This window comes from Priestia aryabhattai (assembly GCF_023715685.1).
GTDB classification, from domain to species: Bacteria; Bacillota; Bacilli; order Bacillales; family Bacillaceae_H; genus Priestia; species Priestia aryabhattai_B.
The window spans coordinates 337,899-361,309 of sequence record NZ_JAMBOQ010000003.1; the positions used below are offsets into that span (position 1 = coordinate 337,899).

At 39.0% G+C, this 23,411-nt stretch carries 18 protein-coding genes, 2 pseudogenes and 1 riboswitch; of the genes and pseudogenes, 18 read left to right on the forward strand and 2 right to left on the reverse strand.

Annotated elements, in window-relative coordinates:
- Positions 1-10 precede the first annotated feature (10 nt).
- Positions 11-868, reverse strand: a complete 858-nt coding sequence (locus M3225_RS14845; protein ID WP_251394953.1) for a MurR/RpiR family transcriptional regulator — start codon at positions 866-868, stop codon at positions 11-13.
- A 212-nt stretch (positions 869-1,080) separates the two neighbouring features.
- On the opposite strand from M3225_RS14845, the gene M3225_RS14850 reads away from it, so the two are divergent.
- The 15 genes and pseudogenes from M3225_RS14850 to M3225_RS29950 all read left to right on the forward strand — a co-directional run bounded on the left by M3225_RS14850 (position 1,081) and on the right by M3225_RS29950 (position 17,645).
- On the forward strand, positions 1,081-2,451 hold the full coding sequence (locus M3225_RS14850) for a sigma-54 interaction domain-containing protein (protein WP_251394955.1): 1,371 nt from the start codon (positions 1,081-1,083) through the stop codon (positions 2,449-2,451).
- A gap of 73 nt (positions 2,452-2,524) precedes the next feature.
- Positions 2,525-3,841: an aspartate aminotransferase family protein gene (locus tag M3225_RS14855; protein WP_251394958.1), complete on the forward strand. Its 1,317-nt coding sequence runs from the start codon at positions 2,525-2,527 to the stop codon at positions 3,839-3,841.
- A gap of 70 nt (positions 3,842-3,911) precedes the next feature.
- Positions 3,912-5,318 (forward strand): sodium:solute symporter, encoded by a 1,407-nt coding sequence (locus tag M3225_RS14860; protein WP_251394959.1) that lies wholly within the window; start codon positions 3,912-3,914, stop codon positions 5,316-5,318.
- 130 nt (positions 5,319-5,448) lie between these two features.
- The gene (locus M3225_RS14865) at positions 5,449-6,786 is read left to right on the forward strand and encodes an MFS transporter (RefSeq protein ID WP_251394961.1); all 1,338 of its coding nucleotides are present in this window, start codon (positions 5,449-5,451) and stop codon (positions 6,784-6,786) included.
- A gap of 332 nt (positions 6,787-7,118) precedes the next feature.
- Positions 7,119-10,130, forward strand: coding sequence for an efflux RND transporter permease subunit (locus M3225_RS14870; protein WP_251394963.1), 3,012 nt, complete (start codon positions 7,119-7,121; stop codon positions 10,128-10,130).
- Between the two features lie 93 nt (positions 10,131-10,223).
- Positions 10,224-10,397: a Fe3+ hydroxamate ABC transporter substrate-binding protein gene (locus M3225_RS14875; RefSeq protein WP_251394965.1), complete on the forward strand. Its 174-nt coding sequence runs from the start codon at positions 10,224-10,226 to the stop codon at positions 10,395-10,397.
- Between the two features lie 105 nt (positions 10,398-10,502).
- Complete coding sequence (locus tag M3225_RS14880) at positions 10,503-10,766, forward strand: autorepressor SdpR family transcription factor (protein ID WP_013055788.1); 264 nt, start codon at positions 10,503-10,505, stop codon at positions 10,764-10,766.
- Positions 10,767-11,405, forward strand: a complete 639-nt coding sequence (locus M3225_RS14885; RefSeq protein WP_251394967.1) for an SdpI family protein — start codon at positions 10,767-10,769, stop codon at positions 11,403-11,405.
- A 348-nt stretch (positions 11,406-11,753) separates the two neighbouring features.
- Positions 11,754-11,903 (forward strand): hypothetical protein, encoded by a 150-nt coding sequence (locus M3225_RS14890; RefSeq protein WP_251394969.1) that lies wholly within the window; start codon positions 11,754-11,756, stop codon positions 11,901-11,903.
- Between the two features lie 739 nt (positions 11,904-12,642).
- Positions 12,643-12,996: pseudogene (locus M3225_RS14895) on the forward strand (EAL domain-containing protein); the annotation flags it as partial.
- A gap of 57 nt (positions 12,997-13,053) precedes the next feature.
- Positions 13,054-13,698, forward strand: a complete 645-nt coding sequence (folE, locus tag M3225_RS14900; protein ID WP_013055793.1) for a GTP cyclohydrolase I FolE — start codon at positions 13,054-13,056, stop codon at positions 13,696-13,698.
- 47 nt (positions 13,699-13,745) lie between these two features.
- The gene (locus M3225_RS14905) at positions 13,746-14,672 is read left to right on the forward strand and encodes an NAD(P)/FAD-dependent oxidoreductase (RefSeq protein ID WP_251394971.1); all 927 of its coding nucleotides are present in this window, start codon (positions 13,746-13,748) and stop codon (positions 14,670-14,672) included.
- Between the two features lie 528 nt (positions 14,673-15,200).
- Positions 15,201-16,145, forward strand: coding sequence for a PAS domain-containing protein (locus tag M3225_RS14910; protein WP_251394973.1), 945 nt, complete (start codon positions 15,201-15,203; stop codon positions 16,143-16,145).
- A gap of 33 nt (positions 16,146-16,178) precedes the next feature.
- Positions 16,179-16,298, forward strand: a pseudogene (locus M3225_RS29945) (PAS domain-containing protein); the annotation flags it as partial.
- A gap of 39 nt (positions 16,299-16,337) precedes the next feature.
- Entirely contained in the window at positions 16,338-17,645 is a 1,308-nt protein-coding gene (locus M3225_RS29950) for a putative bifunctional diguanylate cyclase/phosphodiesterase (RefSeq protein ID WP_374109837.1), read from the forward strand.
- Positions 17,646-17,677: 32 nt separating this feature from the next.
- Here the strand turns inward: M3225_RS29950 and M3225_RS14920 are convergent, their stop codons facing one another.
- Complete coding sequence (locus M3225_RS14920; protein ID WP_251394974.1) at positions 17,678-19,180, reverse strand: glycosyltransferase family 2 protein; 1,503 nt, start codon at positions 19,178-19,180, stop codon at positions 17,678-17,680.
- A gap of 23 nt (positions 19,181-19,203) precedes the next feature.
- Positions 19,204-19,288, reverse strand: a riboswitch (cyclic di-GMP riboswitch).
- Positions 19,289-19,875: 587 nt separating this feature from the next.
- On the opposite strand from M3225_RS14920, the gene M3225_RS14925 reads away from it, so the two are divergent.
- From M3225_RS14925 to M3225_RS14935, 3 genes are read left to right on the forward strand one after another with little or no spacing between them, the layout of a single operon-like run.
- Positions 19,876-21,255 carry an APC family permease gene (locus M3225_RS14925; RefSeq protein WP_251394976.1) on the forward strand — a complete coding sequence of 460 codons (1,380 nt, stop codon included), beginning with the start codon at positions 19,876-19,878 and terminating at the stop codon, positions 21,253-21,255.
- Positions 21,256-21,307: 52 nt separating this feature from the next.
- A complete protein-coding gene (locus tag M3225_RS14930) occupies positions 21,308-22,180 on the forward strand; it encodes a carbon-nitrogen hydrolase (RefSeq protein WP_251394978.1) in 873 nt (290 codons plus the stop codon).
- 38 nt (positions 22,181-22,218) lie between these two features.
- Positions 22,219-23,340 (forward strand): class II histone deacetylase, encoded by a 1,122-nt coding sequence (locus M3225_RS14935; protein ID WP_251394980.1) that lies wholly within the window; start codon positions 22,219-22,221, stop codon positions 23,338-23,340.
- Positions 23,341-23,411: the final 71 nt, after the last annotated feature.

Consider the following 23,411-nt stretch of genomic DNA (forward strand, 5'->3'; position numbering starts at 1 on the left):
TCCTTTTCTTTTATTCTAAAAAGATCCCTTTTTCCGCATAGAGCTGCTCTAATTTTTCCTGGCGTTTTTGAATATTTTCCGAATCCTTTTTCTGCAGCCCTGTTATAATCAGCTGCGATAAGCTAAGAAGAGATAAAATATGATCAGAAAATACTTCTGTTTGTTCGCCTGTAATGAGCGTAATATCAGCTAGCTGTCCAACGGGAGATAAGCGCCGGTCTGTAATCGCAATCACAAGAGCTCCTTGTTTTTTTGCTTGTTCAGCTAATGCTACGGCTTCTTTTGTATAGCGAGGAAGCGAAAAAACAAGAACGACGGACTTCTCTGTAAAATGGCATAATGTTTCGAGCAAATAACCTGTCGGAAGCGACACATAAATATGTTCCCTAAGCTGACTCATTTTGTAATAGAGCCAGTACGCAGCGGTATATGATTCCCGAAATCCCCCGATATAGATTTGATCTGCTTGACGTAATGCCTCGACTATTTGCCAAATATCTTCTTCTTCGACCTGATGAATCAGTTCATCTAATATTTGTTTTTCATGCTGCAGCGTGTGGGTAAACATGCTGGTGTCGCTTAAATTGTTCTTTTCAGCAGCTTCTTTTGGGTGAGAAGGAGACTGTTTGCTTCCGAGCCAATCTTGTCTAATTCGTTCTTGCATGTCAGAAAATCCATTTAATCCTAGTGCATAAGCAAGGCGAATCACAGTCGTTTCGCTGACGCCAACTTCACGCCCGATTTGAAAAGCTGTATGAAGGGCGCCTTCTTCTAGTGAAGAAACTAAAAATTCAGCTACTTTTTTTTGACCGGGTGAAAGAGCTGAAAATTTTTCTTTAACTAAGTGTTGAAATGTTTGTGTATTCATACATCCTCCTAAAATTAAGAAGTTTAAACTTCACAAAATTAATATTAATGCATTTTAAACTTCATTTCAATTCCTTCTTTTAAAATAAAAAACGAAATAAAATGAACGAGCATGATATAATTTAAATAAATTGACTATTCAAAAATAAATAACATTATTCAAAAATGAATTGTATTTCATTCAAAAATGAATAAAGAAAGTAGTTGATCGCCATGAATTCAGAATGGAATGAAAATCAGTGGATCCTTCATTCATTAAAAGATGATTTGCTTGTGACGGATGAAAAAGGCATCATTGTCCGAATACATGAAGGAACGGGAAATATTTACGATGTAAAAGCTGAAAAGCTCTTGGGAAAGTCTGTGTATGAACTTGAAAAACAAGGGCTGTTTACACCAATCGTCACGCCAATTGTGCTTGAAACAAAGAAGAAAATTACGCTTGTACAAACAACTAAACAAGGCAAGCAAGTACTTGTTACAGGCATTCCTGTAAAAGATGAAAAAGGAGAGATTAAAAGAATCGTCAGCTATTCTCATGATGTGACGGAGCTTATGGAAATGAAAACGTATCTTGATGCAATGGAAGGCGAGATGCAGCGCGTAAAGAGCGAGCTTATGCTGCTGAGGAACCAAAATCTATCAACAGAAGGAATTGTATGCAACAGCGACAGAATGCAGCACGTTCTTCGTACGGCGGTTCACGTCTCGAACGTGGACGTAAATATTTTACTTTTAGGGCAATCTGGAGTAGGAAAAACGCACTTAGCCAAGCTGATACATAACAAAAGTACAAGAAGCAAAGGACCGTTTATTGAAGTGAACTGCGGGGCGATTCCAGATCATTTATTTGAAGCTGAACTCTTTGGCTATGAAGCGGGGGCTTTTACCGGCGCATCTAAAAACGGAAAAGTGGGGCTAGTGGAATTAGCAGATGGGGGTACGCTTTTTTTGGATGAAGTGGGAGAGCTGTCACCGGCTCATCAAGTGAAAATTTTAAAGCTCATTCAAGAAAAGCAGTTTTACTCCGTTGGAGGCAGAAGGCCTAAAACCGTGGACTTTCGCTTAATTGCAGCAACGAATAAAGATTTAGAAAAAGCCGTAGCTGAAAAAGAATTTCGAGAAGATTTGTATTTTCGTTTAAGCGTCGTACCGATCACCATTCCATCTTTGAAGGAGCGTCCTGAAGATATTTTTCCGCTGCTCACACATTTTGCCGAGCAGTTTGAAAAGAAATATAACCGAAAAAGAACGTTTGATAATGCGGTTATTCACGCACTGCTTGCGCATGAGTGGAAAGGAAACGTAAGAGAGTTAATCAATGTGATTGAACACGCGGTGGTTGTGTCTTCACAAACGCTGATTACAATGGAACATTTGCCGCATTCTCTGCATAGAAAAAAACGAATTCAGCATGTTGAAAAACATCAGGAAATGAAGCTTAACGATGCGTTAAATGAGCTGGAAAAAGAGATATTAGTAAACGCAAGAAAACGGTACAAAACCACAACAGAAATAGGTAACGCACTCGGAATCAGTCAGCCTTCAGTTGTTAGAAAATTAAAAAAACATTCCGTTTTTTAACGTTTTTGGCATGCTCTTTGCATGTAAAACAAGTACAAACACATTACTTGATAGATTGCGAGGAGGAAGTCATATGACGCAGGCATCACTTACACAGTTAATGAACAGTTTACCGGATTTACTAGCACCAAGCATGGCGAAAGATCATCCTAATTTACCGGTGGTAAAAGCAGAAGGCTGCTACTACTACGGAGCGGACGGAAAAACGTATTTAGATTTTACATCAGGTATTGCAACAGCGAATACGGGTCACCGTCATCCTAAAGTTGTACAAGCGATTAAAGATAGCGTTGATCATCTTATGCACGGCCCGTCAGGTGTTATTATGTACGAATCTATTTTACAGCTTGCCGAAGAGTTAAAAACAGTGTTGCCAAGAGGCTTGGACTGCTTTTTCTTTGCCAACAGCGGAACCGAAGCAATTGAAGGAGCGTTAAAGCTGGCAAAATACGTTACGCAAAGAACTTATGCTGTTTCGTTTACAGGCTGCTTTCACGGCCGTTCTCTTGGAGCGCTTAGCGTGACCACATCAAAAAGCAAATACCGGAAATTTCTTCAGCCATCGGGCTTAACGTATCAAGTACCTTATGCAGACGTGACTCAGTGTCCAAAAGGAGAAGATCCGGAAATCTACTGCGTGGAAAAGTTAGAAAAAGATTTTGACACTTTGTTTAAGCATCAAGTAACGCCGGAAGAAGTGGCGTGCATGATTGTAGAGCCAGTTCTTGGAGAAGGCGGCTACGTAATCCCGCCGAAAGCATGGCTGCAAAAAATAAGAGAAGTATGCGACAGACACGGAATTCTGCTTATTTTTGACGAAGTGCAAACCGGCTTTGGACGCACCGGCGAGTGGTTTGCAGCTCAAACGTTTGATATGACGCCTGACATTATGGCCATCGCAAAAGGCATAGCATCAGGCCTTCCACTAAGTGCTACCGTAGCTTCCAAACAGCTCATGGAAAAGTGGCCGATTGGTACACACGGAACAACTTTTGGAGGCAATCCCATCGCTTGTTCAGCAGCACTTGCGACATTGGACGTATTAAAAGAAGAAAAGCTGGTTGAAAACTCAAAAGTAATGGGGAAATATGCAGCGGATCAGCTTCAGCATTTAAAAGCGAAGCATGAAGTCATCGGAAGCATCCGTTCAGTAGGACTAATGATTGGAATTGAAATTATTAACCCAAAAACAAAGCAAGGTGACGGAAACCTTCTTCTTGAGATCTTAGACAAATGTTTGGAAAAAGGCGTGCTGTTTTACCTTTGCGGAAATAGTGGAGAGGTGATTCGAATGATTCCTCCGTTAACGATTACAAAAGAAGAAATTGATGCCGGTCTTCGCGTGTTAGATGCAGCATTGACAGAAATAACAAGTCTTCACGTAATCTAAGGCTTTAAGGTCAAGGAAGCTCTTTGTTTCAGTGAAAGATAGATTGACCCATACTAAGGAGGAATCTGTTATGAACGGACTGGATATGACGGTTATGTTTGTCTATTTTGGCGTATTGGTTGTAGCTGGTATTATTGGCTCGTTAAAAGCTAAATCATCAGAAGAGTTTATTTTAGCCGGACGAAACTTAGGGATGTTCATGTATTTAGGATGTTTGTCTGCCGTTATTTTAGGCGGAGCGTCGACGATTGGAACGGCTCAGCTTGGCTACGAGCACGGGCTGTCTGGCATTTGGTTTGTGACGATGATTGGACTTGGAATCATTACGCTTGGCACGATTTTTATCAAGCGGATTTCGTCTTTAAAAGTAACCACTATCAGTGAACTGCTAGGAAAAAGATATAACGCGCAGGCGCAAATTATCAGTGCAGTTGTTGCCGCTATTTATACATTAATGGTATCGGTCACTCAAGTCATTGGAATGGGAACCATCATTCATGCTTTGCTTGGATGGAACATGACTGCGTCGATGTTAATTGGCGGTTCGATTGTCCTGTTTTACACGATTTTAGGCGGAATGTGGAGCGTAACGGTCACCGACATTATTCAGTTTGTTGTGATGACGGTGGCGATTTTTGGATTTATGCTTCCAATGAGTGTATCAGAAGCAGGAGGTCTCAAAACACTTGCCGGAGATTTGCCGACATCTTACTTTGATTTTTCATCCATTGGATACGGTCAAATCTTTCAGTATTTCCTCTTGTATACGCTTGGTATGGCAGTTTCTCAAGATATTTGGCAGAGAGTATTTACAGCGCGAACAGAAAAAATTGCGCGAAACGGCTCCATTTTTGCAGGCGTGTACAGCATTGCCTACGCGATTGCAGGAAGTGGGATTGGAATGTGTGCGTATTTGCTGCTGCCAAACGCAGAAAGCAGTCAAAGTATTTTTGCTACGCTTGCGGTTCAAATTCTGCCTCAAGGGCTATTAGGTTTAGTACTAGCAGGTGTTTGTTCAGCGCTGATGTCAACTGCTTCAGGAACACTGCTTGCGTCTTCTACGCTGATTAGTAACGATATTATTAAAAAAGTATGGCTTAAAAATATTTCAGAGAAAAACTATTTAATTTTAACGCGCGTCAATACCCTTATTGTCGGCGTGCTTGCTATTGTTTTTGCTCTTTGGATTCAAGACGTACTTGTCGCTTTAGACGTTGCGTATGCTATTTTATCAGGAGCCATTTTTGTTCCGTTTGTTGTGTCGCTGTTTTGGAAAGACATTCATCCAAAAGCAGGGGTTTCGGCTATTGTTGTCAGTACGCTAGTGGTACTTGGAGGTCTATTGATTGAAGGACTTTCTTCTACCACTCCAATTCTATACGGAATTTCAAGCAGTATTATTATAATGGCTGGATTTGCTGTTATGGCTCGAAACAAAGAACTATCTGATCAAGAGAAAGTTCAAGAAGATATGTGAATAAGCAGGTAAAAAGCTTCTCATAGTAAAGTGAGAAGCTTTTTACCATTTTGTGTGCATAAATATAGACAACAAACGGCAAGGAGGAGTACACTAGACGCTCAGATTATACAGATAAGGAGATTGTCAAATGAAAAGCAGAACGTCTGTAATGGTTAGTATTGTGCTGGCAATGCTAGTGGCTTCGCTTGATTCAACGATTATGAATACGACGATGCCCGTTATTGCAAAAGAGCTTGGAAGATTTGATTTGTACGCGTGGTCGTTTGCTTCGTACATGATTGCAAGCACGATTTTATCTCCAGTAGCAGGGAGGTTATCGGATTTATTTGGCCGCAAAAAAGTATTTGGGTTTGGAATTATTGCTTTTTTAATTGGTTCGATGCTTTGCGGCGTGGCGAATACGATGATTCAGCTTGTTCTTTTCCGTGCGGTTCAAGGAATAGGAGCCGGGTTTATGGTGGCGTTTCCCGCTATTATTGCCGGAGACTTATTTCCCGTAGAGAAACGAGGGAAAATTCAAGCGCTGTTTACAACGATGTGGGGATTATCAGCTGTGTTGGCTCCGCTTTTAGGCGCTTTTTTTGTGGACTATTTAACGTGGAGATGGATTTTCTTTATTAATTTACCGGTATGTATTGTCTCATTTCTTACGTTAATGCCATATCAAGAAAGCTATGAGCCGAAAAGAGCGAAAGTCGATTACATTGGCGCCATTTTGTTTGGAGCGGGCGTTACGTCACTCCTGCTCGTTACGGTAGTGGAACAGAACCGATTTGTGTATACAGCCGCGGGACTTATTTTATTAGTTATTTTTTATCTGCATGAACGAAAACATGCTTCTCCGATTGTACCGCTGTCTATGTTCCAAAACAAAACGCTGTCATGGATTAATATCAATGCGTTTATTGGTACAGTGGCTTTATTCGGTACGTCGAGCTACATTCCGTTATTTTTACAGCGAGTAGCGCATCTGTCACTGTTTATGAGCGGAGTTGCGCTGTTAGGAACAGCGGTCGGATGGATGTCTGTGTCCGTGCCTGCAGGTAAATGGATTTTAAAACACGGCTACAGAAAACTTTTGTTAATCGGAAATGTGCTGCTGGTTGGATCGGGAACGCTGCTGCTGATGCTAAATGAAAGTCATGGTTTCTTCTATGTGTTTTGCGTCATGATTGTGCAAGGACTATCGTTTGGACTGCTGTCTACGGTCGGAGTCATTGGTGTACAGCAATTAGTAGGAGGACATGAAAGAGGTATCTCTACGTCATTTTTTATGTTTTGCAGAAACATGGGAACAGCAATCGGCGTTACCATTATGGGTGCTTTGCTGACTTCAGGCGGAAGCTTTATGGCAGGCATTCATCACTTGTTTTTATTTGGCTTTGCAGGAAGCATCGTGGCTTTATTAACTTCCTTAAAAATTCAAAACGATACGGAATCAAAGCGCAATCGAGCTGCTAGTTAAGGGAATTTACGCTAAATATGTTTATTTCATAAAAAAACGGGAAGAAACACAATAAGGTCATAGAATTGCCTGAAAAATCTTAGGCATATTCTTCTTCTTCTTTCACTTACTACATGTGGGACGCCGGATATCGGTGTCTTTTTTTTTGTTCTGTAAAGAGGCTGCTTATATAACCAAAAGCATATACATAAACGATTTTGTTCAAATAATGGGACTTTTTACAAAAATAAGTCTTTAAATGGTAAGAAACATTAGGTATAATTTAGTAGTTATTTAGCATATTTTAGAAATGTTTGACTAAGTTCGTACGGAAAAGTGAAAGGGGAAATTTTATGTCATGGCTCACCAAATGGTCGTTTAAAAACAAAGCGGCTATCACCATTATGTCTATTTTAATTTTAGCTCTAGGAGTCATTAGTTATTTTACACTTCCGATGGAATTCCTGCCGACCGCTGATCAGCCTCAAGTGTCAGTAGTAGTTATGGGCCAAGGAACGGATGCAGATTCCATGGAAAAACAAGTTACGTCACCGATTGAAGAAGCGGTAGCCGGTGTTAAAGGAAAAAGCAACGTGTATTCGACAACAGGAGACGGCTATTCCAAAATCGATATTTTATTTGAATCCAAAACGGATATGAAAGAAGCAAAAACAAATGTCCAAGAAGCGCTATCTTCCGTGCAGCTTCCAACCAATGTATCAAAACCTAATGTTATTCAATTAAATACCTCTATGATTCCCATCGCAGATATTTCACTCACATTTAAAGAAGGATTAACAAGAGACAATCTAGATCTTGCAGAGAAAAAACTAATTCCTAAATATAAAGACGTCAAAGGCATTGCTAGTGTTCAAACGTATGGAACAGCGGCTTCCTATGTGTCTATTACGGTTGATAATAAGAAATTGTCCAAAAAGAACGTGACCATTGATAAAGTCATCAGCGTGTTAGAAGGAAAAAACACGTCCCTTGCAGTTGGAGAAAAAGTCATTAATAATGTAACAGGTAAAATTGACAGCTTGGATAAAGTGAAAAAGCTGCCGGTTGTACCGAATGTAAAACTGGGCGACCTTGCAAAAGTAGAGGTGAAAAAGCCTGAAGGCGTCGTGACGCATATTAACGGAAAAGATGCACTTTTACTTATTGTTACAAAAGACAGTCACTCAAACGCCGTTAGCATTACAAAAGAAGTGAAAAAACTGTCTCAACAAATTAGCAAAGACTACAAGAATGTGGATGCTTCCGTGTTTTTTGCAACGGGTGACAGCGTACAAAACTCTGTTCATTCGATGATGAAAGAGGTGTTGCTTGGCGCATTCTTTGCAACCGTTGTAATCATGCTGTTTTTACGCAGCGTTCGCTCTACGTTTATTACGATTGTATCCATTCCTTTATCGCTTTGCTTTACGCTGTTTTTATTATCAAAATCAGGCGTCACGCTTAATATTTTAACGCTTGGTGGAGTAGCGGTAGCGATTGGGAGATTGGTAGATGATAGCATCGTTGTTATTGAAAACATCTTTCGGAAAATGCAAAAAGAAGAATTTTCGCTTGGTCTAATTATTGATGCAACTAAAGAAGTAGGCTCTGCTATTACCGCTTCTACGTTAACGACAGTGGCCGTCTTTTTACCAATCGGCCTTGTAAACGGAGGGCTTCAAGACTTTATGCTTCCGTTTGCCTTAACGCTGACGTACTCGCTGCTGTCTTCATTAATCGTGGCACTTACCGTTGTGCCGTTAATGAGCGCCGGATTATTAAAAAATGAAAGACTTCGCAAGCACAAACAGCCGGTTCGTTTTACAAAGGTCATTACATGGTCGCTTAATCATAAATGGGTTGTGCTGCTGCTTTCGCTGCTTTTATTTGTAGGATCCATTGGTGCCTACACGCTGATGCCTAAAGGAGCTGTGGATAACTCTTCATCTGACTTTGTAGGCACAACGTTAAGCTACCCAAATAATACGCCAATTGGAACCGTAGAAGAAAAATCACTGCAGCTTGAACGCTATATTTTAGCTCAAAAAGAAGTAAAAGATGTATATATGCAGCTTGGTAATACGGACGAAGGAGCAAAGTGGGGAGACGTTGGTTCGCCTACTGAAGCCACGTATACGATTTTAGTAAAAGACAGTAAAAACATTGATTCGCTGATGAACCGAATTGAAAATCAAAAGAAACTCTATGACGGAGGGGATCTTAGCGTCAGTGCTGCTTCACTAATGGGAGCTTCCACTACTTCCATTACCGTTGATGTTATTGGAAACGACATGAATAAATTAGAAAAGACAGCAAGCAGCATCAAGAAAGAAATTAGCGATATAAAAGGTATAGACAAAGTTTCTACCAATCAAGATGAAAAGAAAACCGTTTACTCTTTAGACGTAGATCCAACAAAAGCGAATACTCAGCAAGTAGCGCAGCAGCTTGGCGTTATGCTGAACAAAACGCCGGTCGGAACAGTGGATTTAGAAGGCAAACAAGCAAACGTATTTCTTGAATCTGTACTAAATCCAACATCACCGCAAGAGTTAAAAGATATTTCCATTATGACGGAAACCGGAGCATCACCTGTTTTAAAAGTAGCTTCACTAAAGCAAGATGAAAAGCCAACAAATCAGTTTCATAAAAATGGAGACCCTTATATTCAAGTAACAGCGGATGTAGATCCAGAAAAGCTTTCAGAGATTAATAAAGACATTCAAACAACGATTTTTGGAGACGGTAAGAAGAAAGGACTATCGATTTCAAAAGATGTTGACGTTGTAATTGGCGGAGCAAGCACTCAGCAAGGAGACGATTTCTCTGACTTGTTTATTACAATGCTCGTGTCGATTGGTATTGTGTTCTTAATTATGGTGATTACGTTTAAAACGATCCGTACACCGTTTGCGATTTTATTTTCACTTCCGCTTGCAGCTATCGGTGCCGTTTTAGGGTTATTAATCAGCCGTATCACAGTAGACGTAACGGCTTTATTAGGCGCATTGATGCTGATTGGTATCGTCGTGACCAATGCAATTGTACTATTAGACCGCGTTAAGCAAAATGAAAAGAAAATGATTATGCGCGATGCCATTGTTGAAGCTTCCGCTACGCGTATGCGTCCGATTGTCATGACTTCTGCTGCTACGATTTGTGCGATGCTGCCGCTTTTATTTAAACAAAGCGAAAGCGGAAGCCTTGTTTCTCAAAGTCTAGCAGTCGTGGTGATTGGAGGATTGGCCGTTGCGACTCTTCTTACGCTTGTAGTCATTCCGGTTGTATATGAGCTGCTTCATTTCAGAAAATCGAAAAAGCAAAGAATACAGCAAAAACAGCAAGAAGATGTAACGCCACTATAAAATGTTCAAAAGCTCGCTTACTTCAAGCGGGCTTTTTTACGAAACTTTTTTGCTAGTAAAACGTATAGTTATACAAAGGGATGGAGGGGTAGTATGTTTGGAATAAAAGAGCTATGTTCTGTTTGTCAAAAAGAAATTCAGCCCAATGAAGAAGTATGGGTGCGGATGAAGTATCCAAGTAAAAGAGGCATGACCGAAATTAAAGCTTTTTTACATCAAGAAGCGCAGTTTGTATGCATGGACTGCTTTGAAGAAACAAAAAAATGAGCCAAATGTAGCTGTTCTCTTTTCAAAATATTGACATAGTATAATTTATAGTTTAATATTTAGATAATTATCTAAATACTTAAATATGATGGAGATGAACTTCAATTGAATGAAACATTTAAAGCCTTAGCGGATCCCACTCGCAGAAAGATTTTAGAGCTGCTAAAAGAGCGGGATTTAACCGCAGGAGAAATTTCCGAGTATTTTAATATGACCAAACCAAGCATCTCAAATCATTTAAAAATCTTGAAGCAAGCGGACCTCGTTCAAGATGAAAAAAGAGGGCAGTTTGTGATTTATTCATTAAATACAACCGTTTTTCAAGATTTAATCGGCTGGTTTTTCAGCTTTCAGAAAGGAGAGAATTAAATGAAAAAGCACGTATTTCCTTTAGGTATTACCCTCTTAACGCTGGCGGTATGGCTGATTGCACTGCCGCAACTTCCAGCTACGATGCCCATTCACTGGGGAGCAAATGGGGAAGCAGACGGATTTGCAACAAAGATAAATGCAATGATATTAACAGTAGGAATCATGGTACTTATTTACTTTATAATCGCATTCATTCCGCGAATTGACCCTCGAAAAGAAAATTATAAGTATTTTTCAAAAACGTATAACATCCTTTTAAATGCCGTGCTGCTATTATTCTTTTTTATAAATATGAGTACCATTTTACAGGGGCTTGGTTATAATGTGCCGATGTCGTACATTGTTCCAATTGTTGTTGGAATCATTTTTATCATTATCGGAAACTACTTGCAGCGCGTTCGCTCTAACTATTTTATGGGTATTCGTACACCGTGGACGCTAAGCAATGAAACCGTATGGAAAAAGACGCATCGTTTATCTGGAAAGCTCTTTTTTATCGGCGGACTGCTAATCTTCATTAGCGCTTTTTTACCTGATGGATATAAGTCAATGGTCATGTGGGTTAGTATCGTTCTTTGTGTGGCGATTCCTTATCTGTATTCGTACTTGGTGTATAAAAAAGAAATGAATATGTAGGAATACATCAAAAAAATCCGGTGAACATACCGGATTTTTTTATGGATAAAATATCAGCCGTAACGCCACCCTTCGTGTCACGCTGGCTGATGGGAATAAATACAGCATAAAGTATGAAACGCGTTTCAGGTCAAGGCTTACCATGAAAAAACTTACAGATTTTTCGAACGAGAAAGCCCACTCCTTTAGATGTGGGATGAAAGTGAGGCCAAATACATTGTGTCGTTTTATAACCAAAGGGTGATAGTATCTTAAGTATCGGAAACGGTAAGAGAAAATTCTCTTGCTTTTTTTGTTTCCAGGAATGTATAATAACAGAAACATACGTTCGGTTTGGAGGTGCAATGAATGGCTAAAAAGCAGTCCCCTACATTTGTATTAACTCAAGAGTTAAAAGAGCATGCACTATTGTTTTCTGTCATTGAAAAAGAGTTAGAGATTTGTCGAGTTATGTACAATGCTATTTTAGGCAACTATTTAAAGTCGAGAAAGATGTAATATAACGTTTGAACAGTTTAAGACACAGCACGATCAATTTATTAAAACGATTTTAAGTCAGAAAAAGCTCATTCTAAATTCGGGAATCGTTTTTTCTACGTAATAAAAAATAGTACAGATGGCGGTGTGATACCACCGAGCTCGTGAAAGCTAAAGATACAGTCGTCAATGGCAACAGAGGTTGCTTTGGCTGTAAATGTTCTAACGAAAGCCTACCCAGTGCCTTGTACCCTAAAAGCCGAGCATACCCTTGTATGAACTGTGGCTGCCGGGCAAAGAAGAAGGTAAGAGAGTTAGAACCCCTCGGCTTCAGCCGTGTGGAGTATCAGGCATTGATATTTTGAGAAAAAAAGTTAAAATATTATAAGAATACAAATTTGTTCTACCCATGTAAATAAAAGTATTTATTTAATATGTTTTGTAATTAGTTAAGAATAGAGCCAACCAAAGCGGTTGGTTTTTTGTATGAGTTCATTCTTTTTTTGTGGGAATTAAAGCATATAATCCGATGTAAAGCTAGAGCACATAGGCAGGTTTTAAAACTGTCGGATCAGTTCTTTAAACAGGAGGCCATCACTAGTGTCGATAAAGAAAAAGTTATCCGTATTCTTTACTTTGCTGGTATTGTGTATTCTACTAGCGAATAACACCTTGCACTACATTCGATCAAAAAATAGATTAACAGAATTTAACCAAAGGGAAATCACGCTGGTAACAGAAGAAATTGCGTATGCATGTAAAAAAAACAATTAAAGCTTTACATCAGTTAAAGAAATATGGTATATCAATTTCTATCGATGATTTTGGAACCGGATATTCTTCGTTAAGTTATTTAAGAAAATTACCAATCGATTGTTTGAAAATCGACCGGTCTTTTATCCAAGATATTCAAGAAGATTACAGCAACAGTGAAATTGCGCAGGCGATTATCAGCTTATCTCAAAGCTTAAAGCTGCAGGTAATCGCAGAAGGTGTAGAAGAAGAATATCAAAAAGCATTTTTAATAGAAAATGGCTGTGATCACATGCAGGGGTACTTATTTAGCAAGCCCCTTGCTGCAAAAGATTTTGAAGCAGCGTTTTTAAATAGCTGAAGCAAAAACATCATTTGAAAATAAACTTACTAAGAAGAGGGAAGAGGACATAAAAAGATGGCACTTAGTACACAAAATTTAATTGCTCAAAAATTTTTAGAAACATTAGGCACAAATTCAACTGAAATAGATAAAAAAATAGGTCAAGCTGACACATTTATGAATGCGGTGAAAGAACTGATCGATTTATGCGGAGATAATCCGGAAAGAGACGGCCTTGAAGAGACTCCTTACCGAGTGTTAAAGGCATTTTTAGAATATACGGAAGGCTACAGAGAAGACCCGAAAGCTCATTTGGAAAAAACATTCGATGTGAATCACAACGAATTGGTGTTAATACGAGATATTGAATTTCACTCAATGTGTGAACATCACTTCGCGCCGTTCTTTGGCGTTGCTCACGTTGGGTATATACCGGATAAAAAAATCACAGGTCTATCTAAAATCGCTCGTACGGTAGAAGGATACGCAAAGAGATTTCAAGTTCAAGAACGTTTAACGAATGAAATTGCAGATGCAATCGAAGAGGTGTTAGAGCCTAAAGGAGTTATGGTGATTATTGAAGCAAAGCATATGTGTATGTGCGGAAGAGGAATCAAAAAGTCTTCAGCTTCTACAGCCACTTCATCCGTTCGAGGAACATTTATGGAAAAACCAGAGGTTCGAGGAGAGTTCTTATCTCTTTTGCAAAGACAAATGTAAAGAAATAAAAGGCATATAAGCTGAGAAGCAGAAGCGAGGTGAGTGGTATGCAACACGTTGATGTACTGATTATTGGCGGAGGACCCGCTGGCATCTCTGCTGCTGTGTGGTGTAAAAGGTTAGGCGTTGAGTGCTTGCTTCTTGAAGAGCAGGCACAATTAGGCGGACAGCTGTTTACTATTTTTAATGAGATTATCGATTATCCCGGGATACAAGCGGAAAATGGAATAGAGATGCAGCGTAAAATGGTTCAGCATTTTATTGATATGGGCTGCTTATATGAAGTGAATACAAAAGTATTTTCCATTAACGAACGCTCTAAAACAGTAAAAGTGAAGCAGCAAGAAACAGAAAAAGAAATTTGCTATACGTATCTTATTTTAGCGACGGGCTCTAGTCAGCGAAAGCTGGGAGTGCCTGGTGAACAGCAAATGATTGACCGAGGAGAAATATATTCTGCCTCAGCAGACGGCGAACGGTTAAAAGGTAAAAAAGTTGCCCTTATTGGCGGAGGAGACCGGGCTTTTGAAGGAGCACATCTTTTAGCATCAAAAGCAAAAGAAGTGTATCTTATTCATCGCTCTACGCATTTTAAAGCAAGAGAGCAATACGTTGAAAAAGTTCTTTCCAACCCCGATGTTAAAGTGATAACAGATACCGAAGTGACGGCTATCCATGGAAAGCATCACGTCACATCTATCGATTTAAAGAGTGAAAACAAAGAATGCCAGAACTTATTAGTAGACGCAGTGCTGATTAGACTAGGCGTAGCGCCCAATGTTGAACTCATTAAAGAAAAAGTCACCACTACACAAAGCGGGCTTATCGTTATCAATAAAGTGCATCAAAGCAGTAACCCACATATTTACGCAATTGGAGACGCGTGCACGACTCCCTTGTTTTCTAGTATCAGCTCTTCAGCCGGTCAAGGAGCGGTTGTAGCCAAGCATTTATCGAGTCTTTTGAATGAGTGATAATATCAAAAAGCATCTATCCAATCGATAGATGCTTTTTACGTAACATAGTAGAAAAAACATAAAAGCAGTGTGTTCAGGGGCAGACAAACCGTTTGGAAAAAAGCAATGTAGTTTTTAGGAGCAGCGCTGATTCTTTTTACTAGAATATACTCGATGATGAAATTAAAAAGAACAATGATAGAAGAAACCATTATATATGTCCATACATTCTGCTGAAACAAACGAGTAAAAAGAGGCGAGAAAAGAAGTAAAAAAGTAGCGATTTGAAAAGAACCCCTAGAAAATAGATCATGTTTTGTAGCACTTTGAGTCACATTATCCCTCCTTTACATGTTTTATTTTACCAAACAACAAAGTTTTAAAAAACGTTTTTGGTTTTCTTCCCCTAGAAAGTTCCTCAATTTGGGAAAGTAGGATAAAATATATGTCAAATGCAACTTATATTATAATAGTATAGAAGAAATAGATAAAAGGAGGTAAAATGGGACCTTGCCAGATAAAAACACGGAGAAGGAGCAGTCGATCATGATAATGAAACATCTTGATCGTTTGAACACACAGCTTTTAAAAGAATACAGTGAAGGTATTTTTTTCATTAACTGTGAAGGAGACATCATGTTTAGCAACGAAGCAGCCTTCAAGCTAACAGGAAACGAACACAAAGAAAAAAGCCAGCAGCTGACAGCTCTTATACATAAATCCAAACAACAGCAAGCACAAAATCTCTTTCAACGTGCTTTAAAAGGGGAAAAAGTTCAGTTTTCTACGATTATCGACCACAAAACAAAAAAAGAACTTCATTTATATATTACCCTAATCCCTATTATCGTAAGTGAGCAAGTAGCAGGTGTCTATGCCGTCTGCCGAGATCATTCAAAAGAGCAAGAGCGCTCTAATCACATTTCTCAATTAGAAACGCATTTGAAAATGGAGCAAAAGCTTGCGAATGTGGGAAGCTGGTGTTATGACGTTATGGAAGATGAAAGTTATTGGTCTCATCAGCTTTATAATATTTACGGATTAAACCCCAATCAGCTCTTCACTCCCTCTTTTAAAGACGTTCTTCAATTTATCAACGGCCGTGATCAAAAAAGGTTAGAAGAAGCGGTTATGGAGGCACTTTCAACGGGAGAAAGCTATAAAATTGAATACGCACTGATGCGGCCTAGCGGTGAAGAACGTACGGTGTTTGAACAAGCGGATGCGGTAGTAGATGAGCAAGGAAACGTCATACAGCTGATTGGCGTTGTTCATGATATTACAGAATCGAAAGTAATTACGAATAAATTAAAGCAAAAAGAACAGCAGTTTCAAACGATTTATAACAATTTAGACGCTGGAATATGGTCGGTTGATGTACAAAGCAATAAAGTGATTGTATGCTCCAGTGGTGTTAACAACATTTACGGAGAAGATGCGATTAAATTTTTAGAAGATAGAGATCTGTGGGAAAGTTTTATTCATTGGTAATATAAACCAGCTGTTGCAAAAGCGCAACATCAATTAGAAAAAGGAAAAACGATTCGTCAGCAGTATCGGATTTATACGACAACGGGAGAGATGAAATGGGTAAAAGATCGATGCATTCCCACGCTTGACGAGAACGGCAAGCTGGTGCGCATAGATGGTATTATTGAAGATATCACCGCAGAAAAAAAGTATATGGATCAACTTGAATATCTTGCAACTCATGATTATGTAACGAACTTACCGAATCGAAGAAAGTTTGAAAAAAAATTAAAAAATTTCATTCGACAGATGAAAAAAGGTGGAGAATCATTAGCGGTCTTTCATCTAGGACTGGAGCGTTTTAAACATATTAATGATACATTAGGCCACGACGTAGGCGATCGCTTGCTGCAGTGTATCGCCAATCGGTTAAAAAAGTTCGTGGCGCCAGGTGTGATGCTAGCCAGAGTAGGAGAAGACGAGCTTGCGATTTGCTTCTTATCTCTGGCACACATAAATGAGTGTCAAAAGCTAGCCGCTGCTCTTTTTCAAAAAATCGAAAAAGAAGTTACCATTGACGACTTTTCTCTATACGTCACAGCAAGTATAGGAATCAGCATCTACCCGCATGACGGTGAAGATGCAAAGACGCTATTGACGAATGCCAACCTTGCTACGCGCCGTGCAAAAGAAGTAGGACGAAGCGACTGGCAGCTGTATTCTCCGTTAATGGACAGCGAGACGTATAAAAGCTATCATCTAGAAAAAGGCCTGCGCAACGCACTTCTTCAAGATGAGTTTTTTATTGAATATCAGCCAAAGGTTCATACAAACAGCAGAGAAATTGACAGTATTGAAGCGTTAATTCGCTGGAATCACCCGGAATGGGGACGCGTATCACCAGGAGACTTTATTCCATTAGCGGAAGAAACCAATTTAATTATTGAACTCGGCGACTGGATGATCGAGCATGTCTGTAAACAGCTGCAGCAGTGGAAAAGTCAAGGCTTACAAACCGTGCCCGTTTCGATTAACGTCTCATCTAAACATTTGCTAAAACGAGGGTTTGTAGAACACGTTCAAAAAACGTTAGCCCGTTACAAAATCGACCCTTCATTCATTGAATTTGAAGTGACGGAAAGTTCCATTATTCAGTATGAAGAACATGTGAAGAAAGTCATGGACGAATTAAAGCAAATCGGCGTAACGTTTGCTTTAGATGATTTTGGTACCGGTTTTTCTTCGTTATCACATTTAAAAGACTTCGAATTTAACACGTTAAAAATCGACAAAACGTTTATTCGACACGCGATTGATAAAGGAAAGCAGCAGGCCATTACAAAAAGCATTTTGTACTTAGCTCACGCTCTTAACATGAAAGTGATCGCAGAAGGCGTTGAAACAAAAGAGCAGCTGTCCTTTTTACAACAGCATGAATGTTCATTTATTCAAGGCTATATTGCCAGCCAGCCAGCTGCTCCTCAAAAAATCGCAGAATATTTAAAGGTACGATTTCTATAAAAAAAGTGATGTCTTGTCGAGACATCACTTTTTTATGCTTGAATATGTTTTCTAAGCGTCCAAATTTGATAAACCATATAAAGAGACTGATAGATTGTCAAATACGTCAGCAAGATCCAGCCGTTCATTAAGTACGGATAAATGGCTTGTTGTACAGAAGGGCTCGTTAAGTAATCACGGAAATAGATGCACAGCACAACAATCATTCCTATAAACGCAAAGCCTATTAAAATGCCTTGCCCTAATTTACTGCGCGTTTTTCCGTTTTCTGCGTTATATTGATTCGCCCAGCCGTCTTTTTTATTAGCCGCAAGTCTTTCTAGCCATACTTGACTAAACGTAATTAAATTCACCCATAAATAAATCTCCGGACTAATCAAAAGACCGGCCAGTATCACATCAATCGGCCTGTGCATCGGAGTTTTGACGGCGAGCATAATATTTAACACAGAAGCCAACACAATCGGAATTAACCAAAGCCATGACCAGTAAAATTGATCGGTCGCAAGCGCAGCGGATAAAAATAAAATAAACAGCAGGCGAATGAGTAAATCACACAGCGTTTTAATCTGTGAACGCCACAGCTTTCCTTTATGCTTGGTTCTGACGTCAAAGTTTCCGTTTGTCGGTAAATCAACGGTCCCGGACTTCCATTTATTACGCTGTTCACGGTACGTGTGATAGCTTCTCATCGAGTCCACAAAGCAGCGAGCTCCTGGACTAATTAACGTTTTCCAATTAGATTTTTGCAGCTGCCACGTCAGCAGCATATCTTCAACGTCGCTGTCATTTTGCCAAGGACCGTCAAGCTTATTTTCTTCCACTATATTTTGAAGCGCTTCAGGGCGAAACAGCGTAGCCTGACCGCCGAGTACATACGTGCTTCCGCCGTGGTACTGAAGATCTAACAGCCAGCTTGCCATATCCTGCTTTTGCTGATGTGTCCACCACCGGGCTATCGGTCCTCCGTACTCGCCGCTTGCCAGTTTTTCCTCGTAATGCACATCATCTTTTGAAAGAGAGTTCTTCTTTTCAGGCATTCTCATCGTATATTTCGCCATCACGCCGCCGATGTTTCGCGACGTCATTAAATCTTCCCATAAATTAATGAGTGCTTTAGGCGCCAAGCGGCTGTCTGCATCCATTCCTAAAATCGCTTTAATCGACTCTTTATACAGCTGCTGATATTTAGTCAGCGTCGTATTATATAAATCTAGTGTATCTCCATATATCTTTTTCCAAGCCGTATTTAACGCGCCGACTTTTCGCTGTTTATTATTTTCAGTGACCAGTACTTTTACATTTAAATCAAATTCATCTCCAGCCAGCTCCGCTTTTTCTTTCGTGCGGTCCGTACAGTTATCTGCAATCACAAATACATCGAGCTCCACATTATTCGGAAGAAGCTGATCGCCTAACCCTGCCAAGCAGTCGCGAATTGATTTCTCTTCATTATGCGCGGGAATAAATGCCACGATGCGCGGCCTCATATACGAAGCTCCAATACTTCCAGTAACGACACGCTGATTGTTCATGTTTTCCTTTACCTCCTGATGTATCAGGAAACCCAGCCATCCTAGTCCTATGACCTTAGACCTGAGGTTTTGCGTCCCAGCCTTTCAACTAGTTTGCCTTTAACTGAACAAGTTAAGTTCACTACATTTGTTTCTTTTAAAGAACGTAATCATAAAAATGATACTATATAACGAATATCTTTTTAAATTTTACCATAAAAATAGGTTGAATTACCCTAAAAATATTCGACAAATTTCGATAAAAAGTAAATTAAAAAATACGTATATATCCTTATAGGGGTTGCTAATTATGCATACAGTTTTATTTATGTTTATTAGAGTGACAAAGCGGAAGATTCAGAATCGATGTTAAACTACTACAGCTAGCCAAACCCTATAGAAATGTTATTAGACTTGATATGCACAGGATGATGGGATGCAAGAAAGTGATGGTTGATGAATTGTAGTTTTAGGAGATTATAAAATAGAATATATAGTTAAGTGATTTAATATGTTAAAAATTCTGACAAAAGTGAAGACAAAGAAAAAGTTATCGATTATAATAGAAGAATAATGAATGATAGTCATTCATTATTCTTGTGTTATTTATAAATTTCCATTACATTAACCATAAATGAATGATAGTCATTCATTTATGTATATTAAAATAGAAGGGGAGTGTATGAGAATTATACTAGTTGAATGGAGGGGACAAGATGAAAGGTAAGCCAAGTGCTACATTTGTCCGTACGCTAACGCTTCGATCACTTGTCATTTTAGGGCTTGCATATATGGCTCCAATGACGGTGTTTACTACATATGGAGTTGTGGCTCAAACTACGCATGGCATGGTTTCTATGGCGTATGTTTTTGCTCTTGCAGCGATGTTATTTACGGCTTACAGCTACGGGCATATGGCTAAAGAATATCCTTTATCAGGCTCTGCCTATACGTATACTCAAAAATCTATAAGTCCTCATATAGGATTTTTTGTCGGCTGGTCTGTGCTTTTAGATTATCTTTTTTTGCCAATGATTAATTTTTTGTTAGCAGGAACTTTTTTATCGGCTGCGTTTCCCTCTATTCCATCGTCTCTTTGGATTCTACTTTTTATTGTTATCATTACTTGTATAAACGTGTTTGGTATTCAAATGACAGCAAAAGTAAACGGGATACTTGTTCTTTTTCAATTTCTTGTAACAGCTCTATTTGTTATCTTATCTATTAAGAAAATGATAGAAGGAGAAAGTGATATTGTGTTCTTTTCTTCTTTACAGCTCTTTGACTCAGAGGATTCTTTCTCTTTTGTTCTTTCAGGAGCTTCAATCCTTTGCTTATCTTTCCTTGGATTTGATGCTGTGACTACGCTTTCTGAAGAAACGATTAATCCAAAGAAAAATGTACCAAAGGCTATTATTCTTGTAGCATTTATAGGAGGAATACTTTTTATACTCGTTTCGTACATTACCCAGCTTGTTTATCCAAACTATCATTCATTTAAAGTTGTAGATTCAGCTTCGTTTGAAATAGCAGCTTATATTGGAGGAACGCTCTTTTCATCCGTCTTTCTTGCCGGAATTATCACTTCAACGATTGCATCAGGAATTTCTTCACACGCTAGTGCTTCACGACTGCTTTATGCAATGGGCAGAGAATCAATGTTGCCTAAAAGACTATTTACATATATACATCCAAAATATAAAACACCATCGCGAAACGTTATTTTTATTGGGGTACTCTCATTAAACGCACTAGTAATGGACGTAGTTACAGCTGCTTCCTTTATCAATTTTGGCGCGTTAATTGCTTTTACATTTGTAAATATCTCTGTTATTTTTCACTACTATATTCGTCGAAAACAAAGAGATTTTAAAGGCACATGCCGTTATTTAATCAGTCCCATTATTGGAGGAGCCTTTACAATTTGGTTATGGACAAGCTTAGATATAAAATCTCTCTCCTTAGGGAGTATTTGGGTTGTTATAGGCTTTATTTATCTATTATATAAGACGTCATTTTTTACAAAGGCACCGCCGCAATTTACTTTTAATGAAAAAACAGAGCCAAACCAACCCAAAACCGAACATATATCTTGATAAAGTACATTATTAATTATCTGAAATTTCTAATATAAGAGGAGAGATTAAAATGAAAGAAACAGTAAAGGTTGGTCTTATTCAAGTTAAGTGTGAAGAAAACATTGAAGTTAATATTAACTATACGCTCAAAAAAATTAAAGAAGCTGCAGCAAATGGAGCTCAAATTATTTGTCTACAAGAACTATTTAATGCTCAGTACTTCCCTCAAAGTGTGTCACCTGCAAGATACGAACTGGCTATACCATCAGAAAGCTCCGTATTAAAAGAAATGGCAGACCTTGCAGCAGATCTGAAAGTTGTGTTAATTGTTCCTTTTTATGAAAAAGCTGCTAGAGGCGTTTATTTTAATAGTGCAGCCGTATTCGATGCGGACGGAACTTGCTTAGGAATTACAAGAAAGAACCACATTCCTGACGGGCCGAACTATCATGAAAAATATTACTTTGTTCCAGGAAATACAGGATACCCTGTATATGAAACAAAATATGGAACAATTGGAGTGGGAATTTGCTGGGATGAGTGGTTTCCAGAAGTGGCACGAATTTTATCACTGCAAGGAGCGGACATTTTATTTTATCCTTCTGCTATTGGCTCAGAGCCTGATCATCCTGAGCTTTCAACTCGTCCTGTATGGGAAAAAGCTATTTCAGCACATGGTATTTCAAATGGAGTCTTTGTTGCTGCGGTGAACCGAGTAGGAACTGAAAAAGAAATGACATTTTACGGAGGGAGTTTTGTAAGCAATCCAATGGGAGAAATTCTACAAGCTTTAACGGATGAAGAAGGAATTTTGATTCAAGAGATTAATTTAAAAGAAATTGATTCAACACGTAATTTGCTTCAGTTTATGCGTGACAGAAGACCGGACACGTACGAATTATTATTAAAAAAAGAAGCATTCCGCGCACCTTCAAATGTATAAGTTTGATTTCTAGTATAAAAAGAAAGGAGCAAAACAGAATGATACATAAAACAAGCTGGATTTGGGATAAACGATTTTTACGCCATGACACGGGCAAGATTCAGTATATGTTTGAAGGTGGAGAAGTAGTAGAGCCTTGCGAAGAATTTGAAAACAAGCATCGAATGACTGTGATTAAAGAAATGATTGAAAAAAGCGGTTTAGCAAAGCACTTAGTTAGACAATCACCCTATGAAGCAACGGAGGAAGATTTACTTCGCATTCATACCAAAAGCCATATCCAGCGTGTTCAGACAGAATGTAAAGCAGGAACAAGGGAAATTGGACCTGAAGCTTATGCATCTTCTGAAACAGAACATATTGCGAGGCTATCTGCAGGTGCTGTCATGAAAGCAGTAGATACAGTAATGAAGGACGGGGAGATAAGGAAAGTTTACGCTCAAATACGTCCGCCAGGGCATCATGCGTCTTCAGATCAAGCAATGGGCTTTTGTTTTTATAACAATGTGGCTGTAGGCGCTGCTTATGCAATTGAACATTACGGTTTAGAAAGAGTCGTCATCTTAGATTGGGATGTTCATCACGGAAACGGAACGCAGGATATCTTTTATGAACGTGACGACGTACTCGTTATTTCCATTCATGAAGAAAATTATTTCCCATTAGAATCTGGTCAGGTACATGAAGTAGGACAAGGAAAAGGGGAAGGATACAATGTAAATATACCCGTACCTTCGATGACTGGAGATGAAGGCTATCAATATGTATTTGAATCTATTATTGCACCATTTATTAGCCAATTTGAGCCGGAGCTTATCATAATATCAGCGGGGCAAGATGCAAATGCATTGGATCCTATTTCTCGTTTAATGGTAACGAGAGAAGGATTTAAATATATGGCAAACAAGATGCGGAAATTAGCAGAAACACATTGCGAAGGAAGGCTCATTGTAGCACAAGAAGGAGGATATAACCTAGCATATCTTCCTATCGCAACCATGGGAGTTATTGAAGGGCTTACCGGTATAGATGTGAACTGGAAAGATCCGCACGTTTTGCCGAAAAGAAAAACACCGACTACTTTGTTCCAAGCAGTAGACGACGTCATGAACTATCAAAAAAGATTTTGGAAGTTCGCCGAGAAAAAAAGTTTTTGTTGAGAGGTAGGGATTTAAGCTGTTAATAGCTTAAATATGTTAGAGACAAATAGATGAAATTACATGAAAAAAAG

What these genes read in the sequence shown, in the direction of transcription:
- M3225_RS14845 (WP_251394953.1), bottom strand. Translation starts at nt 868, where the DNA reads ATGAATACACAAACATTTCAACACTTAGTTAAAGAAAAATTTTCAGCT.
- M3225_RS14850 (WP_251394955.1), top strand. Translation starts at nt 1,081, where the DNA reads ATGAATTCAGAATGGAATGAAAATCAGTGGATCCTTCATTCATTAAAA.
- M3225_RS14855 (WP_251394958.1), top strand. Translation starts at nt 2,525, where the DNA reads ATGACGCAGGCATCACTTACACAGTTAATGAACAGTTTACCGGATTTA.
- M3225_RS14860 (WP_251394959.1), top strand. Translation starts at nt 3,912, where the DNA reads ATGAACGGACTGGATATGACGGTTATGTTTGTCTATTTTGGCGTATTG.
- M3225_RS14865 (WP_251394961.1), top strand. Translation starts at nt 5,449, where the DNA reads ATGAAAAGCAGAACGTCTGTAATGGTTAGTATTGTGCTGGCAATGCTA.
- M3225_RS14870 (WP_251394963.1), top strand. Translation starts at nt 7,119, where the DNA reads ATGTCATGGCTCACCAAATGGTCGTTTAAAAACAAAGCGGCTATCACC.
- M3225_RS14875 (WP_251394965.1), top strand. Translation starts at nt 10,224, where the DNA reads ATGTTTGGAATAAAAGAGCTATGTTCTGTTTGTCAAAAAGAAATTCAG.
- M3225_RS14885 (WP_251394967.1), top strand. Translation starts at nt 10,767, where the DNA reads ATGAAAAAGCACGTATTTCCTTTAGGTATTACCCTCTTAACGCTGGCG.
- M3225_RS14890 (WP_251394969.1), top strand. Translation starts at nt 11,754, where the DNA reads ATGGCTAAAAAGCAGTCCCCTACATTTGTATTAACTCAAGAGTTAAAA.
- folE (WP_013055793.1), top strand. Translation starts at nt 13,054, where the DNA reads ATGGCACTTAGTACACAAAATTTAATTGCTCAAAAATTTTTAGAAACA.
- M3225_RS14905 (WP_251394971.1), top strand. Translation starts at nt 13,746, where the DNA reads ATGCAACACGTTGATGTACTGATTATTGGCGGAGGACCCGCTGGCATC.
- M3225_RS14910 (WP_251394973.1), top strand. Translation starts at nt 15,201, where the DNA reads ATGATAATGAAACATCTTGATCGTTTGAACACACAGCTTTTAAAAGAA.
- M3225_RS29950 (WP_374109837.1), top strand. Translation starts at nt 16,338, where the DNA reads ATGGATCAACTTGAATATCTTGCAACTCATGATTATGTAACGAACTTA.
- M3225_RS14920 (WP_251394974.1), bottom strand. Translation starts at nt 19,180, where the DNA reads ATGAACAATCAGCGTGTCGTTACTGGAAGTATTGGAGCTTCGTATATG.
- M3225_RS14925 (WP_251394976.1), top strand. Translation starts at nt 19,876, where the DNA reads ATGAAAGGTAAGCCAAGTGCTACATTTGTCCGTACGCTAACGCTTCGA.
- M3225_RS14930 (WP_251394978.1), top strand. Translation starts at nt 21,308, where the DNA reads ATGAAAGAAACAGTAAAGGTTGGTCTTATTCAAGTTAAGTGTGAAGAA.
- M3225_RS14935 (WP_251394980.1), top strand. Translation starts at nt 22,219, where the DNA reads ATGATACATAAAACAAGCTGGATTTGGGATAAACGATTTTTACGCCAT.